General features: G+C 73.5%; 13 protein-coding genes. 5 read left to right on the top strand and 8 right to left on the bottom strand.

Annotation, left to right across the window (positions count from 1 at the left end; translation table 11 throughout):
- Positions 1–164: 164 nt before the first annotated feature.
- Positions 165–1448, top strand: coding sequence for an aminotransferase-like domain-containing protein (locus tag ACI79W_RS13765; RefSeq protein ID WP_456562647.1), 1284 nt, complete (start codon positions 165–167; stop codon positions 1446–1448).
- On the top strand, positions 1445–2440 hold the full coding sequence (locus ACI79W_RS13760; protein WP_456562646.1) for a D-alanine--D-alanine ligase family protein: 996 nt from the start codon (positions 1445–1447) through the stop codon (positions 2438–2440). The genes ACI79W_RS13765 and ACI79W_RS13760 overlap by 4 nt, the downstream gene beginning before the upstream one ends.
- Positions 2441–2538: 98 nt before the next feature.
- Here the strand turns inward: ACI79W_RS13760 and ACI79W_RS13755 are convergent, their stop codons facing one another.
- The 8 genes from ACI79W_RS13755 to rpmH all read right to left on the bottom strand — a co-directional run bounded on the left by ACI79W_RS13755 (position 2539) and on the right by rpmH (position 8140).
- Positions 2539–3603: a ParB/RepB/Spo0J family partition protein gene (locus ACI79W_RS13755; RefSeq protein ID WP_456562645.1), complete on the bottom strand. Its 1065-nt coding sequence runs from the start codon at positions 3601–3603 to the stop codon at positions 2539–2541.
- Between the two features lie 25 nt (positions 3604–3628).
- Positions 3629–4684 carry a ParA family protein gene (locus ACI79W_RS13750; RefSeq protein WP_456562644.1) on the bottom strand — a complete coding sequence of 352 codons (1056 nt, stop codon included), beginning with the start codon at positions 4682–4684 and terminating at the stop codon, positions 3629–3631.
- Between the two features lie 97 nt (positions 4685–4781).
- Positions 4782–5468: a 16S rRNA (guanine(527)-N(7))-methyltransferase RsmG gene (gene rsmG, locus ACI79W_RS13745; RefSeq protein WP_456562643.1), complete on the bottom strand. Its 687-nt coding sequence runs from the start codon at positions 5466–5468 to the stop codon at positions 4782–4784.
- Positions 5465–6049 (bottom strand): Jag family protein, encoded by a 585-nt coding sequence (locus ACI79W_RS13740; RefSeq protein WP_456562642.1) that lies wholly within the window; start codon positions 6047–6049, stop codon positions 5465–5467. The genes rsmG and ACI79W_RS13740 overlap by 4 nt, the downstream gene beginning before the upstream one ends.
- Positions 6050–6138: 89 nt before the next feature.
- Positions 6139–7254, bottom strand: coding sequence for a membrane protein insertase YidC (yidC, locus tag ACI79W_RS13735; protein ID WP_456562641.1), 1116 nt, complete (start codon positions 7252–7254; stop codon positions 6139–6141).
- Positions 7247–7624: a membrane protein insertion efficiency factor YidD gene (gene yidD, locus ACI79W_RS13730; RefSeq protein WP_456562640.1), complete on the bottom strand. Its 378-nt coding sequence runs from the start codon at positions 7622–7624 to the stop codon at positions 7247–7249. The genes yidC and yidD overlap by 8 nt, the downstream gene beginning before the upstream one ends.
- Positions 7621–8001, bottom strand: a complete 381-nt coding sequence (rnpA, locus tag ACI79W_RS13725; protein ID WP_456562639.1) for a ribonuclease P protein component — start codon at positions 7999–8001, stop codon at positions 7621–7623. The genes yidD and rnpA overlap by 4 nt, the downstream gene beginning before the upstream one ends.
- A 1-nt stretch (position 8002) precedes the next feature.
- Positions 8003–8140: a 50S ribosomal protein L34 gene (gene rpmH / locus ACI79W_RS13720; protein WP_091930872.1), complete on the bottom strand. Its 138-nt coding sequence runs from the start codon at positions 8138–8140 to the stop codon at positions 8003–8005.
- Between the two features lie 679 nt (positions 8141–8819).
- Between rpmH and dnaA the strand changes: the two genes are divergently transcribed.
- The 3 genes from dnaA (at position 8820) to gnd (ending at position 13922) form a co-directional block, all read left to right on the top strand.
- Positions 8820–10601 (top strand): chromosomal replication initiator protein DnaA, encoded by a 1782-nt coding sequence (gene dnaA / locus ACI79W_RS13715; RefSeq protein WP_456562638.1) that lies wholly within the window; start codon positions 8820–8822, stop codon positions 10599–10601.
- Positions 10602–11714: 1113 nt separating this feature from the next.
- The gene (gene dnaN / locus ACI79W_RS13710) at positions 11715–12875 is read left to right on the top strand and encodes a DNA polymerase III subunit beta (protein ID WP_456562637.1); all 1161 of its coding nucleotides are present in this window, start codon (positions 11715–11717) and stop codon (positions 12873–12875) included.
- Between the two features lie 75 nt (positions 12876–12950).
- Positions 12951–13922: a phosphogluconate dehydrogenase (NAD(+)-dependent, decarboxylating) gene (gene gnd / locus ACI79W_RS13705; protein ID WP_456562636.1), complete on the top strand. Its 972-nt coding sequence runs from the start codon at positions 12951–12953 to the stop codon at positions 13920–13922.
- Positions 13923–13994 lie beyond the last annotated feature (72 nt).

Here is a 13994-nt window from a genome sequence, read left to right as displayed (position 1 = left end):
CCCCCCCCCCCCCCCCCCCCCCCCCCCCCCCCCCCCCCCCCCCCCCCCCCCCCCCCCCCCCCCCCCCCCCCCCCCCCCCCCCCCCCCCCCCCCCCCCCCACCCCGCGCCGCGTCATCCGCGGCTTGACCCGCTGGCCGACCGCTACGCAGCGCGCACCCACGGGATGAAGACGTCGGAGATCAGGGCTCTGTTCTCCGTGGTCAGCCGGCCCGAGGTCGTCTCCCTGGCCGGAGGCATGCCGGCAGTGACCGCGCTGCCGCTGGACGCCGTCGGCTCCATGATCGGGGACCTCGTCTCCGGCATGGGCGCGCAGACGCTGCAGTACGGCTCGGGTCAGGGCGACCCGCGGCTGCGCGAGCGGATCTGCGACGTCATGGCGCTCGAGGGGATCACCGACGCCTCGCCGAGCGAGGTGGTGGTGACCGTCGGCTCGCAGCAGGGTCTGGACCTGGTCACCCGTGTCTTCGTCGACCCCGGTGACGTCATCCTGGCCGAGGCGCCGTCCTACGTCGGTGCGCTCGGCGTCTTCCAGTCCGCCGAGGCCCGAGTCCGGCATGTCGCCATGGACGACGACGGGCTGATCCCCGAGGCGCTGGAGGAGGCGCTCGCCGCCTGCCGCGCCGCCGGCGACCGGGTGAAGTTCCTCTACACGGTGCCCAACTTCCACAACCCGGCCGGCGTGACGCTCTCCGAGCCCCGCCGCGAGGCGATCATGGCGATCGCCGAGCGCTGGGACCTGCTGGTCATCGAGGACAACCCCTACGGCCTGCTCGGGTTCGACCGCGAGCCGATGCGCGCCCTGCGCGCCCGCGACTCCCGCCGGGTCATCTACCTCGGCTCGTTCTCCAAGACGTTCTCCCCCGGCCTGCGGGTGGGCTGGGTGCTCGCGCCGCTGGCGGTCCGCGAGAAGCTCGTCCTGGCCACCGAGGCGCAGGTGCTCTGCCCGCCGTCGCTGACCCAGTACGCCGTCGCCCGGTACCTGGACACCCAGCCCTGGCGTGAGCAGATCAAGCTGTTCACCGAGCTCTACCGGGAGCGCCGGGACGCCACGCTGGAGTCCCTGGCCGCCCTGATGCCGGCAGGCACCACCTGGACGCGCCCGGACGGCGGCTTCTACGTCTGGCTCAAGCTGCCCGCCGGGTTGGACGCCAAGCTGATGCAGCCGCGGGCGGTCGGTGCCCACGTCGCCTACGTGCCCGGCATCGGTTTCTACGCCGACGGCAGCGGCCAGGAGTACATGCGGCTGTCCTACTGCTACCCCGAGCCCGACCAGATCCGGGAGGGCGTCCGCCGCCTCTCCCGCGTCGTCGAGGCCGAGCTGGACCTGCACTCCACCTTCGACAAGGTCGACACCGGCACGTTCCGGGCCATCCGCCCCGGCAGCGGCCACGATGCCGAGTCGATGGTCGGGCCGGCGAACAGCGACACGTACGAGGACGGCCGATGAGCGAGACCGCGCCCACCGCAGAGCCCGTCGCAGCCGACGAGCGCCACCCGCTGCGCGCCGTCGTCCTCGCCGGTGGGCTGACCTTCGAGCGGGAGGTCAGCCTCTCCTCGGGCACGCAGGTGGTCGAGGAGCTCACCCGCGCGGGCGTCGACGCCGAGCTGCGGGACGCCGACGCCGAACTGCTCCCCGGGCTCGCCGCGGCGCCGGCCGACGCCGTCTTCATCGCCCTGCACGGGGCCACCGGTGAGGACGGTGCACTGCGCGCGGTCCTGGACCTGGCGGGCGTGCCCTACGTCGGCTCCCCCGCGGCGGCGTGCCGGCTGGCGTGGGACAAGCCGGCCGCCAAGTCGGTCGTCCGCACCGCGGGGCTGACGACGCCGGACTGGGTCGCGCTCCCGCACAGCACGTTCCGCGAGCTGGGGGCCGGCGCTGTGCTCGACCTGATGGTGGCCCGCCTGGGTCTCCCGCTGGTGGTCAAGCCGGCCTCGGGTGGATCGGCTCTCGGGGTCCAGAGGATCAGCCGCGTCGAGGACCTCCCGGCCGCCATGGTGAGCTGCTTCGCCTACGGCGACACCGTGCTGGTCGAGCGCTTCGTGGAGGGCGTCGAGGTCGCCCTCGCCGTCGTCGACCTGGGCGAGGGGCCGGTCGCGCTCCCGGCCGTCGAGATCGAGCCGGAGTCCGGCGTCTTCGACTACAGCTCCCGCTACTCCCCGGGCTCCACCGAGTACCACGCGCCCGCTCGCATCCCCGACGAGGTCGCCGCCCGCGCCGCCGAGGTCGCCATCCGGGTGCACGAGGTCCTGGGGCTGGCCGACCTCTCACGCACCGACGCGATCGTCACGCCCGACGGCGAGGTGCACTTCCTCGAGGTCAACGTCTCCCCGGGGCTCACCGAGACCTCGATGTTCCCCATGGCGGTGGAGGCGGCCGGCTACGACCTCGGCACGGTGCTGGGCCGCCTGCTCGCCCGGCGGGCCGAGAGCCGCCGCTGAAGAAGGACCCCGTCCTCCTCCCCGCGCGCCCGCACGGACCGTGTGCACAGAGGCCCCCTTCCGTCAGTGACGGAAGGGGGCCTCTGTGGGTGGTGCTGTCAGGCGTCGGGTCGGCGCCCGGTGATGTCCGGCGCCATGACACCGATGATGCGCTGCAGGTCGTCCACCGAGCCGAACTCGACGACGATCTTGCCCTTCGAGCGGCCGATCTGGATCTTCACCTTCGTCTCGAACATGTCCGACAGCCGGGACCCGAGCTCCTCCACGCCCGGCGCGGAGATCCGCCGGGTGCGCCGCTTGGCCGCGGGCTCCTCAGCAGCGGCCAGGGCGACCGCCTCCTCGGTCGCGCGCACCGAGAGCCCCTCCGCCACGATGCGGGTGGCGAGGGCGTCCTGGGCCACCGGGTCCTGCAGACCGAGCAGGGCGCGGGCGTGCCCGGCCGAGATGACGCCGGCCGCGACGCGGGTCTGCACCTTCACCGGGAGTTTCATCAGCCGGATCGTGTTGGTGACCTGGGAGCGGCTCCGCCCGATCCGCTGGGCGAGCTCCTCGTGCGTGGCGCCGAACTCCTCGAGCAGCTGCTGGTAGGCGGCCGCCTCCTCCAGCGGGTTCAGCTGGACGCGGTGGATGTTCTCCAGCAGGGCGTCGCGTAGCATCGCGTCGTCGGTCGTGTCGCGCACGATCGCGGGTACGGTCCCGAGCCCGGCGGCACGGGCGGCGCGCAGCCGCCGCTCGCCCATGATGAGCTCGTAGCGCCCGCCGTCGGCCTCGCGGACGACGATCGGCTGGAGGAGCCCGAACTCCTTGACGCTGTGCGTCAGCTCCTCCAGGGCCTCGTCGTCGAAGACCTGCCGGGGCTGCTTCGGGTTGGGCACGACGTCCTCGACCGAGACCTCGCGCAGCTGCGCCCCCGGGACGCCCACCGCGTCGGCCTCCGCGGCCGGTGACGACATCGGGGACGGCACCAGGCTGACCGGCGCGGGCGGCGTCCCGGGCACGGAGCCCTCAGCCGACGCGGGGGAGGCCGGCCGCTGCTCGGCTGCCTGGTCGTCCCCCTCCGGGCTCGGTGCGGGCGCCGCCGGGAGGACCGGGGGAGGCGTGGGCGCCGGGCCCGTGGGGATGAGCGCCGCCAGCCCGCGTCCCAGGCCGCCTCGCTTCGTCATGACTGCTCCTCGCTGGCAGGGGTGGTCACTGAGACTCCTGGCGGAACGGCACCGACGCCTCCCCGAAGGCGAGCGCACCGACCGGGGTGGCCCCGTTGCTGCCCGCCGCCACGTCGAGCGGTTCCAGCGCCACACCGCGCTGGGCCAGCTCCCGGGCCGCCTCGACGTAGCTGGTGGAGCCGCGCGAACCCGGGTCGTACGTGAGCACCGACTGCCCGTAGCCCGGCGCTTCGGAGACGCGGACGTTCCGGGGGATCACGGCGTCGAGGACGAGCTCGCCGAAGTGGTTGCGCACTTCGTCGGCCACCTGGTCGGCGAGCTTGGTCCGCCCGTCGTACATGGTCAGCAGGATGGTCCGCACGGCGATCCCCGGGTTGAGGTGCTGGCGGACCAGGTCGATGTTGTTGAGCAGCTGCCCGAGTCCCTCCAGCGCGTAGTACTCGCACTGGATGGGGATGAGCACCTCGTCGCCGGCCACGAGCGCGTTCAGCGTCAGCAGCCCCAGGGAGGGCGGGCAGTCGATGAGTACGTAGTGCGGCCGCCGTTCCCGCGGCAGCGCGGCGACGTAGGCCTCGATCGCGCGGCGCAGCCGGTGCTCGCGGGCAACGACGGAGACCAGCTCGATCTCGGCGCCGGCCAGGTCGATGGTCGCCGGCACGCAGAGCAGGTTGGGGCTGGCCGTGGTCGGGTGCACCACCTCGGAGAGGGTGCTGTCACCGACGAGGGCGTCGTAGATGGAGGGGGTGCCCACCGTGTGCTCGACGCCGAGGGCGGTGCTCGCGTTGCCCTGCGGGTCGAGGTCGATGACGAGGGTGCGCAGGCCGTAGAGGGCCAGGGCCACCCCGAGGTTCACCGTGGACGTGGTCTTCCCGACCCCGCCCTTCTGGTTCGCGATGGTGATGACGCGGATGCGCCCGGGAGCGGGGAACGGCTCCTGCTCGGCGGCGTGCAGCACGCGGGTCGCGCGCAGGGCCTCCATGGCGATGGGGCTGTCGAAGTCCGCGAGTCCACCCGAGGACGACGCCGTCGACGACTGGTCAGCGGCGAGACTGCTGCGCAGCCGCTCGCCCGGGTCGGTCATCGCTGGTCCTCCCTGTGGCGGCGTTTCACGTGGAACGGATCGGGTAAGCGGCGTCCGTTCCACGTGGAACAGGGCGCGACTCGGCATCCCGGCACCGTCACCGGTCTCCCCGCGTCATGACCACCACGGTAGTGGCAGCGTCTCCCAGTGATGCACCGACGGCACGCGCCTCGATGTCGCGCATCCCGGCGGCGTGCAGATCCGGGCGCAGCGCCGGCAGCTCGGCGAGCGCACGCGCGCCGACGAGGGCCACCAACTGGGCTCCCGGGCGCAGCAGCCCGCGGCACCAGCCGACGAGACGGGGGAGCGGCGCCACCGCCCGGGCGGTGACGACGTCGACCCGTCCGACGGTGGCCGCCACCGACCGGTCCTCGGCCCGGCCGCGGACCACCCGCCAGGTGGACGACGCCTCGGCCAGGTCGGCCACCGCCTCCTCCAGGAACTCCACCCGCCGGGCCATCGGCTCGACGAGCGTCAGGGCGATGTCCGGGCGCGCCAGGCCGAGCGGGATGCCGGGGAGGCCGGCGCCGCTGCCGACGTCGACCACGCGCGCGTCCCGCGGGACCGCCTCGGCCACCGCGGCGCTGTTGAGGACGTGCCGCTCCCACAGCCGGGGCACCTCACGGGGCCCGATGAGGCCCCGGGTGACCCCGTCCGAGGCGAGCCGGGCCACGTACCGCCGGGCGGCCGGCAGGGCGGCGCCGAAGACGTCGCCGGCCTGCGCCGGCGCTTCGGGGACCTCCGGCAACCCCGCGGCGCCGGCGCCGGGACCTGCGTCGCTCACCTGTCGGGCAGGACCACGACGCGGCGGCGGGGCTCCTCGCCCTCCGACTCGCTGCGCACGCCCCCGACCGAGGCGATGACGTCGTGCACGACCTTGCGCTCGAACGGGTTCATCGGGCTCAGCCGCTCGGGCTGCCCGCTCGCGGACACCCGGCGCGCGGTCTCCGCGGCCAGCGAGGTGAGGTCGGCCCGGCGCTTGGCCCGGTAACCACCGATGTCGAGCATCAGCCGGCTGCGCACGCCGGTCGACTGCGCGACGGCGAGGCGGGTGAGCTCCTGGAGCGCCTCCAGCGTCGCGCCGTCCGGCCCGATGAGGTCGCCCAGCCGCCCCCCGACGATGGCGACCGACGCCCGGTCGCCCTCCACGTCGAGGTCGATGTCGCCGTCGACGTCCAGGATGTCGAGGAGGCGCTCGAGGTAGTCCCCGGCCACGTCGCCCTCGCGGACCAGGAGGTCGTCACCGGTCCCACCTGCCTCGTCCGTCACGACGTCGACGGGCTCGACGACGGCGTCGTCGCTGGCGGCGTCCGCGTCCGGCAGGGCGGGCGGGTCGTCTGTCACGGGCTGCTGCGGAGCACTCACGGGTGTTCCTCCCAGTTCGGTGCGGCGGCCGGGTCGTGCCCGGTGGTCGGTGTGCCGGACGGGCCGGCGGGGGAGCGGTCGGACGGAGGTCAGCGACGCTTCCGCTTACCGCGGTTGGCCGGTCCCTGGCCCGCTCCCGGACGGGTGTTGCGGCCCGACCCGGAGCCGGCGGTGCGTCCGCTGGAGCCGTTGGCCGTCGAGCCGTTGCCCGTGGGGCCGTTCTCCGTGGAACCGCCTGCGGGGCCGTCACCGACGAGCCCGTCGCCGTCCACCGTGCTGGCCGGGGCGACGGTCGTGCTCGACGGGCGCGCCTGCTTGGGCCGGACCGGCTTGGCGCCCGGCTTGGGCGCGAGCGTCCTGGGGTCGATCGCCGGCTTGTCCGCAGCGGCCTTCGCCTTGGCGGCGTCCGATCCGGGCGGCGGCATCTTGCGGAGGATGAAGAACTGCTGGCCCATGGTCCACAGGTTGTTCGTCATCCAGTAGATGAGGACACCGATCGGGAAGATGAAGCCGGAGACGAAGAGGCTGATCGGGACGCCGTAGAGCATCAGCTTCTGCACCATCGCCGCCTGCCCCTCGACCGGGCCGGAGCGCGCCATGATCTGCTTCTGCGTGAAGTAGGTCGTGAAGCACATGACCACGATCAGCGCGAACGCGACGATGCGGATGTTCGTGTAGTTGACCCCGGCGATCCCGAGGATCGCCTCCTCCTTCGCGCCGCTCATGTTGAACGACGCGGAGATCGGCGCCCCGAACAGCTTCGCCCGCGCGGCCTCGTCGGTGAGCTGGTCGGTCCAGGAGTAGAGCCCCTGCTTGCCCGGGGCGAGCCGGCGCAGCACGTGGAAGAGCGACAGGAAGACCGGGATCTGCGGGAGGATCGGCAGGCAGCCGGCCAGCGGGTTGACGCCGCGTTCCTTCTGGAGCTTCTGCATCGCCACGGCCATGCCCTGGCGGTCGCTGCCGTACTGCTTGCGCAGCTTGGCGATCTCCGGCTGGAGCTCCTGCATGGCCCGCTGCGACTTCACCTGCTTGACGAACAGCGGGAAGAGGATCAGCCGGATCGTGACCACCAGGAAGACGATCGCCAGGACCCAGCTGAGCCCACCCAGGGCCGTCTCCGGTGCCGGATCGCCGAACACCAGGTTCCACAGCGAGTGCCACCGGGCCATGACCCAGGAGATGGCGGTGTACAGCCAGTCAAGCAACGGAGGACTCCTCCTGCGGGGCCCGGCACGCGGCCGGCGGGGTGGCCTGGCGGCCGGGGTCATCGGACGGCGCGACCGGAGGACGTGCCGCTGAGCTGGACGAGCGGGGGCCCGTCCCGGTTCCGCGGAGCGGCGGGACGGGGTCGAACCCGCCCGGGTGCCACGGTGCGCACTTGGCCAGCCGCACCAGGGTGAGCCAGCTGCCGCGTGCCGCACCGTGCCGGCCGACGGCCTCGGCGGCATAGGCGCTGCAGGTCGGGTGGAACCGGCAGCGCGGCGGGAACGCCGGGCTGATCGCGCGGGAGTAGAAGCCGACGGCCCGCAGGAGGAACCGGGCGGCGGCGGACCGCTGCGGGACCAGGGCGCTCATCGCCGGTTCCCCCGGTCGCCGAGCAACCGGTCGAGGCCGGCGGCCAGGTCGCGGTGCAGGGCCGCCGAGTCGGCCGCGGCAGCTTCCGGGCGCGCGCGGACCACGAGGTCGGCGCCGGCCGGTAGCCGGTCGAGCTCGGTGCGGACGACGGCACGCAGGCGACGGGTCACCCGGTGGCGGACCACCGAGTTGCCGACGCTCTTGCCCACCACGAAACCGGCCCGCGCAGCCACCGGCGACGAGGGGTCGCCGGCCGGCTGCTCGGGCCGTTCGGGGAGGTAGTGCAGCACCATGGTCGGCCGCCCGGCGCGCCGGCCGGTTCGGACCACCGCGGTGAACTCCGGGCGCCGGCGCAGGCGTGCCTGCGCAGGCAGCACGTCAGGCGGAGAGCTTCTCGCGGCCCTTGCGCCGACGGGTGGCGAGGATCGCCCGGCCCGCGCGGGTCCGCATCCGCAGCCGGAAGCCGTGGGTCTTGGACCGGCGGCGGTTGTTCGGCTGGAAGGTGCGCTTGCTCACGAGGTACTCCCACTACACGGCATCGGCGGTGCGGCCCCGTCGGGGGACGGGGACGCGCGGGGTGACGGTGGCGGCATCCGCCGCATCCGGCACCCCAGAAGCTGGCACTGCGGACGGCGACGCCCCGACCTGACCGCGCAGGCGCGCTGCGGCGGCCGGGAACGGGCACACCCGTCCACAGACTCCGGCCAGCATAGCCGAGGACCGGCGCCGGGCGGCGGCCGGTCGCAGACCGACCGCCCAGCCTGCCGCCCGACCCGGTGCGCGGGCCGCCCGGCACGCCGGGTGCTGCCCGTCACCGCTGCTCCCCGGCGGCCCTGTCGGCGTTGCCCGGCTGTGGATGGAGCTGTTAGCGTCGCCGTCGCTCCGCGTCGGACGTCAGGGTCACGACGCGTGGGCCGACCCCGTCGGTCGACCGACCGCCGAACCGCCCCTCCAACCGCCGAACACCGGCCGTGACCTGCAGCGATGTTCTTCAGGCCGGATCGCCGTGCGGCGCCGGCCCAGCACCTCGCCGGCCGTGCACAGCCTGTGGACACCCGTGTGGAACACATGCGCCCGCGCGTCCACAGCCCCGCGCACGGGTGGGTGCTGGACGGATCACGGGGGGAGACCGGCGCGGACCGCCGGGCGCACCGGAACCGGCCGTGGGGTCGACTGCATGGGAGGACGAAGCGGGATGGCCGACACGCCGGATCTGCCAACTGTCTGGGACCAGATCCGCGAGCGGCTGGCGACCAGCCTCTCCCCGCAGCAGAACGCGATGCTGAACCTCACCCGGCCCGTCGGCCTGTTCGAGGGCACCGCGGTGCTGGCTGCTCCGAACGAGTTCACCCAGACGGTGCTCGAGTCGCGCATGCGCCGGGTGCTGGCCGAGGCGCTGTCCGAGCAGTTCGGGCGGGACATCCACGTCGCCGTCCAGCTGGAGGACGCGCCGCCCGCGCCGGCGGCCGCCCCCCAGGACGAGGAGCCGACCCGCCGGCCCTGGTCCGCCGTCGAGGCGCACCGGGCCGAGGAGGACCAGGCCACCCGGGACCGCACCGACGACGGGCGCAGCGCGTTCGGCGTGCGCACCGACGTCGTGGGCACCCCCGCGCCCTGGGACCGGCCCGCGGCAACCGATCGGCCGATCGGTCAGCGGTTCCCCGAGGTGCGCGAGCTGCACCCCGCCGACGGCCCCCCGCGACCCCCCGCCGACCGCGGGGCTCCGGAGGACTGGAGCACCACCACCTGGGGAAGCGGCGCACCGGCGCCGGCCGGCGACCAGGACTGGGGCGGGACCGGGACGGCGCCGACCGCCGACGTGCTGCCCTTCGACGCCGACGCCGACGCCGACGCGCGGGCGGGGGCGGCGGAGCAGCGCCGGTCCGGCGGTGGCGCCGGATCGCGCGGCCGCCGTCCCGAGGCAGGCCGCCCCGGCGGGCTGGACCCGGGCCTCAACCCGAAGTACGTCTTCGACAGCTTCGTGATCGGCAACAGCAACCGGTTCGCCCACGCCGCGGCGGTCGCGGTCGCCGAGGCCCCCGCCCGCGCCTACAACCCGCTCTTCATCTACGGCGAGTCCGGGCTGGGGAAGACCCACCTGCTGCACGCCATCGGGCACTACGCGGCGCGGATGTTCCCCAACGTCAAGGTGCGTTACGTGAGCACCGAGGAGTTCACCAACGAGTTCATCAACCTGGTGCACTCGGGCCGGGCCGAGGACTTCCGGCGCCGGTACCGGGACATCGACTTCCTGCTCATCGACGACATCCAGTTCCTGGAGCGCGCCGAGCGGACGCAGGAGGAGTTCTTCCACACCTTCAACACGCTGCACAACGCCAGCAAGCAGATCGTCATCACCTCCGACCGGCCGCCGAAGAAGCTGACGACGCTGGAGGACCGGCTGCGCACCCGCTTCGAGTGGGGTCTGATCACCGACGTCCAGGCGCCGGACCTGGAGACCCGCATCGCCATCCTCCGCAAGAAGGCGTGGGGCGAGCGGCTGCAGGTGCCGGACCAGGTCCTGGAGTTCATCGCGTCGAAGGTGCAGACCAACATCCGCGAGCTCGAGGGGGCGCTCATCCGGGTCACCGCCTTCGCGTCCCTCAACAAGCAGCAGGTCGACCTGCCGCTGGCCGAGCTCGTCCTCAAGGACCTGATCAGCGACGAGCAGGGCCCGCAGATCACCGCGGCGATCATCATGGCCGCCACCGCCGAGTACTTCTCCGTGACGATGGAGGAGCTGCAGGGCACCAACCGCAGCCGCACGCTGGTGAACGCCCGTCAGATCGCGATGTACCTCTGCCGCGAGCTGACCGAGCTGTCGCTGCCGCGCATCGGGGCCTCGTTCGGCGGCAAGGACCACACCACGGTCATGCACGCGGTCAAGAAGATCACCAACCTGATGAGCGAGCGGCGGGCGACCTACACCCAGGTCACGGAGCTGACCGCCCGCATCAAGAGCCGCGCCCGGCAGTAGAAGGACCCCGTTCCTCGCCACGCCGCGCACCCTCGGCGCGGGCCCCTGGAACGGGCCGTTCACCACGTCCCCGGTATCGGCCGGGCCCTGGGACGGAAGCCGTTCGAGCACCTCGCCGGCCCGGCAGCCTCCGCCCCCGCTCGGCTCGACCGTGCTGTGCCGCCTCCAGGGGCACGTGGCCGCTCCTGGCTGATCACCGCGGCCGACGTCGGGCCGCGCTGGCGGCAGCCGGCGACCGCCGCCCGCCCCGCGCGGGGCATTCCCACGGCTGCCGGCGGTGACGGTGCGCACCCGGAACGGTCACCGTCCGGACGCCTGCCGGCCACCGTCCCGACGCGGTCGACAAGTCGTTGTCCACACCTGTGTGGATCCCTGGGGACGACGGAACCGCAGGTTCTGCGCACGATGACCGGCGCGACGACCGTGATCGGCGTCGACTCGTCGAGAAGTTGTCCCCAGGGATGTGCACAGCTGGGGGAAAGTCCGGTCGGCGTCGTTCCGCAGCTCCTCGGCCCGGTTCCCCCGCTTGCCCGGCCGGTGCGGCGACCAATCCCTGCGATACAGCGCTGACCTGCGGATATGGCCATCGGTGAGCGTCCGGCCCGGCTCCGTCCCCACCCGCCGCCATCGCCGCTCGCACACGACCTGGGGACGGACCGGGGAGATGCAGGGGACAGGTCGTGGACCGCCGTCGGTCACGGTGCACAACCGTCGATCTGTCCACGTGTCGACAACAGGGAGGCGGTGACCGCCCACAACGGGCCAACACCCCGATCCGGGCGCTGACCTGCACGAAGGGCCCCGATCCCCAGGTTCCACACCAGTGATGACGAGGATGAAGGAGTTATCCCGGAGAATTCTCGAACCACAGTCCGGGTGGGGACGCTCCGCTGGGTGGGGTTGCCGGTTCCTGGACGCCCCTCAGGCACGCCTCATCGGGAACAGCAGCCCATCGAGGGACCGGGGTTTCCCCACCGGGGGCTGCAGCAGGCACGATGAGCACCGCAGCGGAGCCTCCGCCCCGCGGCAGGACGGACGACGAGCTCCGTGACCGTGCCGGCCCCCTCCTCGGAGGCCAGCGCGGACGCGGACCGAGCATGGGTGGGTCGAGAGATGAAGTTCCGGGTGGCACGTGAGGTGCTCGCCGACGCCGTCGCCTGGACGGCGCGCAGCCTGCCGCCGCGGCCGTCGGTGCCGGTGCTGGCGGGCATCCTGCTCGAGGCCGACGGGAACCAGCTGTCGGTCTCCGGCTTCGACTACGAGGTGTCGGCGCGCTCCGAGGTCGACGTCCAGACCAGCGGGAGCGGGCGGGTGCTGGTCCCGGGCCGGCTGCTCGCCGAGATCACCCGTGCGCTGCCGCCGCACCCGGTCGAGCTGACCGCCGAGGGCCCGCGCCTGGCGATCACCTGCGGGAACGCGCGCTTCAGCCTCCCCACGCTGCCGGTCGAGGACTACCCGTCCTTGCCCGCCATGCCGTCGGCGGCCGGTCTCGTCGACAGCGAGGTCTTCAGCGAGGCCGTGGCCCAGGTCGCCATCGCGGCCGGGCGGGACGACACGCTCCCGATGCTCACCGGCGTCCGCCTCGAGATCGACGACGACCAGATCACCCTGGCCGCCACCGACCGCTACCGCCTCGCGGTGCGGGAGTTCGCCTGGCGGCCGCAGACCTCGGGCCTGACGGCAGCCGTGCTGGTCCCCGCGCGCACGCTGGCCGAAGCCGCGAAGACGCTGACCAGCGGTCCGGAGATCACCCTCTCGCTGTCCTCGGGCAGCTCGGGCGAGGGGATCCTCGGTCTCTCCGGGAAGGACCGGCAGACCACCACCCGGCTGCTGGACGCCGAGTTCGTGAAGTACCGCGCGATCATGCCCTCGGAGTCGTTCGCGAACGCCACGTTGCCGGTCGGGCTGTTCACCGACGCCGCCAAGCGCGTGGCCCTGGTGGCCGAGCGCGGAACGCCGCTGCGCTGCGAGTTCAGCCCCGGCCAGGTGACGCTGCGGGCCGGCGGCAGCGACGACGAGGGGCAGGCCGAGGAGCGCTGCGACGTCGACTTCGACGGCGAGCCGCTCACCATCGGGTTCAACCCGACGTTCCTGCTCGACGGCCTCGCCGCGGTGCACACCGAGCGCGCGCGCATGGACTTCACCAGCCCGCTCAAGCCGGCCGTGCTCTCGGGTGTCGACGAGCCGCCGGCCGACGGCGACGCGCCGCCGGGGCCCGCCGAGCGCGCCGGCAGCTACCGGTACCTGATCATGCCGGTGCGGCTGCCGGGCTGAGCAGGAGGACCCTCGTGGCCCCACCGCTCGCAGGCTCGCGGCGGGCCCCTGCACGAGGGGCGCCCACGGGGCACGATGACGAGCGAAGACGCCACGACGAGAAGAGGGACCGACGTGCAGCTGGGTCTGATCGGGCTGGGGAAGATGGGCGGCAACATGGCCGAGCGGCTGCGCCGCGCCGGTCACGAGGTCGTGGGCTACGACCGGTCACCGGGGAAGCGGGACGTCGAGAGCCTCCCGGAACTGGTCGGCGCGCTCGCCGAGCCCCGGGTCGTCTGGGTGATGGTGCCCGCAGGGGAACCGACGCGGGCGACCGTCAAGGAGCTCGCGGGCCTGCTGAGCCCCGGTGACGTGATCATCGACGGCGGCAACTCCAAGTACACCGACGACCAGGTGCACGACGTGATGTGCCGCGAGAAGGGCATCGGCTACATCGACTGCGGGGTCTCCGGCGGCGTGTGGGGCCTGGAGAACGGCTACGCGCTGATGGTCGGCGGCACGAAGGAGGACGTCGCGAAGGCCCAGCCGATCTTCGACGCCCTCAAGCCACCGGCGCCGGTCGACGAGTCCGGGCAGGAGATCCCCGGCGCCGGCTACGTGCACGCCGGCCCCGTGGGCGCCGGCCACTTCAGCAAGATGGTCCACAACGGCATCGAGTACGCCCTCATGCAGGCCTACGGCGAGGGGTACGAGCTGCTGGCCGCCGTGGACCTCATCGAGGACGTCCCCGGCGTCATCGCCTCGTGGACCCAGGGCACCGTCATCCGGTCCTGGCTGCTGGACCTGCTGGTCCGGGCTCTGCAGGAGGACCCGGCGCTGGAGCGCATCTCCGGCTACGCGGAGGACTCGGGCGAGGGCCGCTGGACGGTGGAGCAGGCGATCGAGAACGCCGTCCCCATGCCGACGATCGCGGCGTCGCTCTTCGCCCGGTTCTCCTCGCGTCAGGACGACTCGCCGACCATGAAGGCCGTCGCCGCGCTGCGCAACCAGTTCGGCGGCCACGCGGTGCGCGCCGTCCAGGCGCAGGAGGCCGAGCGACCCGCCTGAGAAAGGACCCCCGTCCCCCCACGCCTCGCTCCGCTCGGCGCGGGTCCCTGACGGGGGCCGTTCCAGCACGTC

This window comes from Blastococcus sp. SYSU DS0533, assembly GCF_054050775.1.
Note: the sequence above shows the minus strand (reverse complement) of the source record. Positions and strands in the feature narration are given on the sequence as shown.

What these genes read in the sequence shown, in the direction of transcription:
- ACI79W_RS13760 (WP_456562646.1), top strand. Translation starts at nt 1,445, where the DNA reads ATGAGCGAGACCGCGCCCACCGCAGAGCCCGTCGCAGCCGACGAGCGC.
- ACI79W_RS13755 (WP_456562645.1), bottom strand. Translation starts at nt 3,603, where the DNA reads ATGACGAAGCGAGGCGGCCTGGGACGCGGGCTGGCGGCGCTCATCCCC.
- yidD (WP_456562640.1), bottom strand. Translation starts at nt 7,624, where the DNA reads ATGAGCGCCCTGGTCCCGCAGCGGTCCGCCGCCGCCCGGTTCCTCCTG.
- ACI79W_RS13750 (WP_456562644.1), bottom strand. Translation starts at nt 4,684, where the DNA reads ATGACCGACCCGGGCGAGCGGCTGCGCAGCAGTCTCGCCGCTGACCAG.
- dnaN (WP_456562637.1), top strand. Translation starts at nt 11,715, where the DNA reads ATGAAGTTCCGGGTGGCACGTGAGGTGCTCGCCGACGCCGTCGCCTGG.
- ACI79W_RS13765 (WP_456562647.1), top strand. Translation starts at nt 165, where the DNA reads ATGAAGACGTCGGAGATCAGGGCTCTGTTCTCCGTGGTCAGCCGGCCC.
- gnd (WP_456562636.1), top strand. Translation starts at nt 12,951, where the DNA reads ATGACGAGCGAAGACGCCACGACGAGAAGAGGGACCGACGTGCAGCTG.
- dnaA (WP_456562638.1), top strand. Translation starts at nt 8,820, where the DNA reads ATGGCCGACACGCCGGATCTGCCAACTGTCTGGGACCAGATCCGCGAG.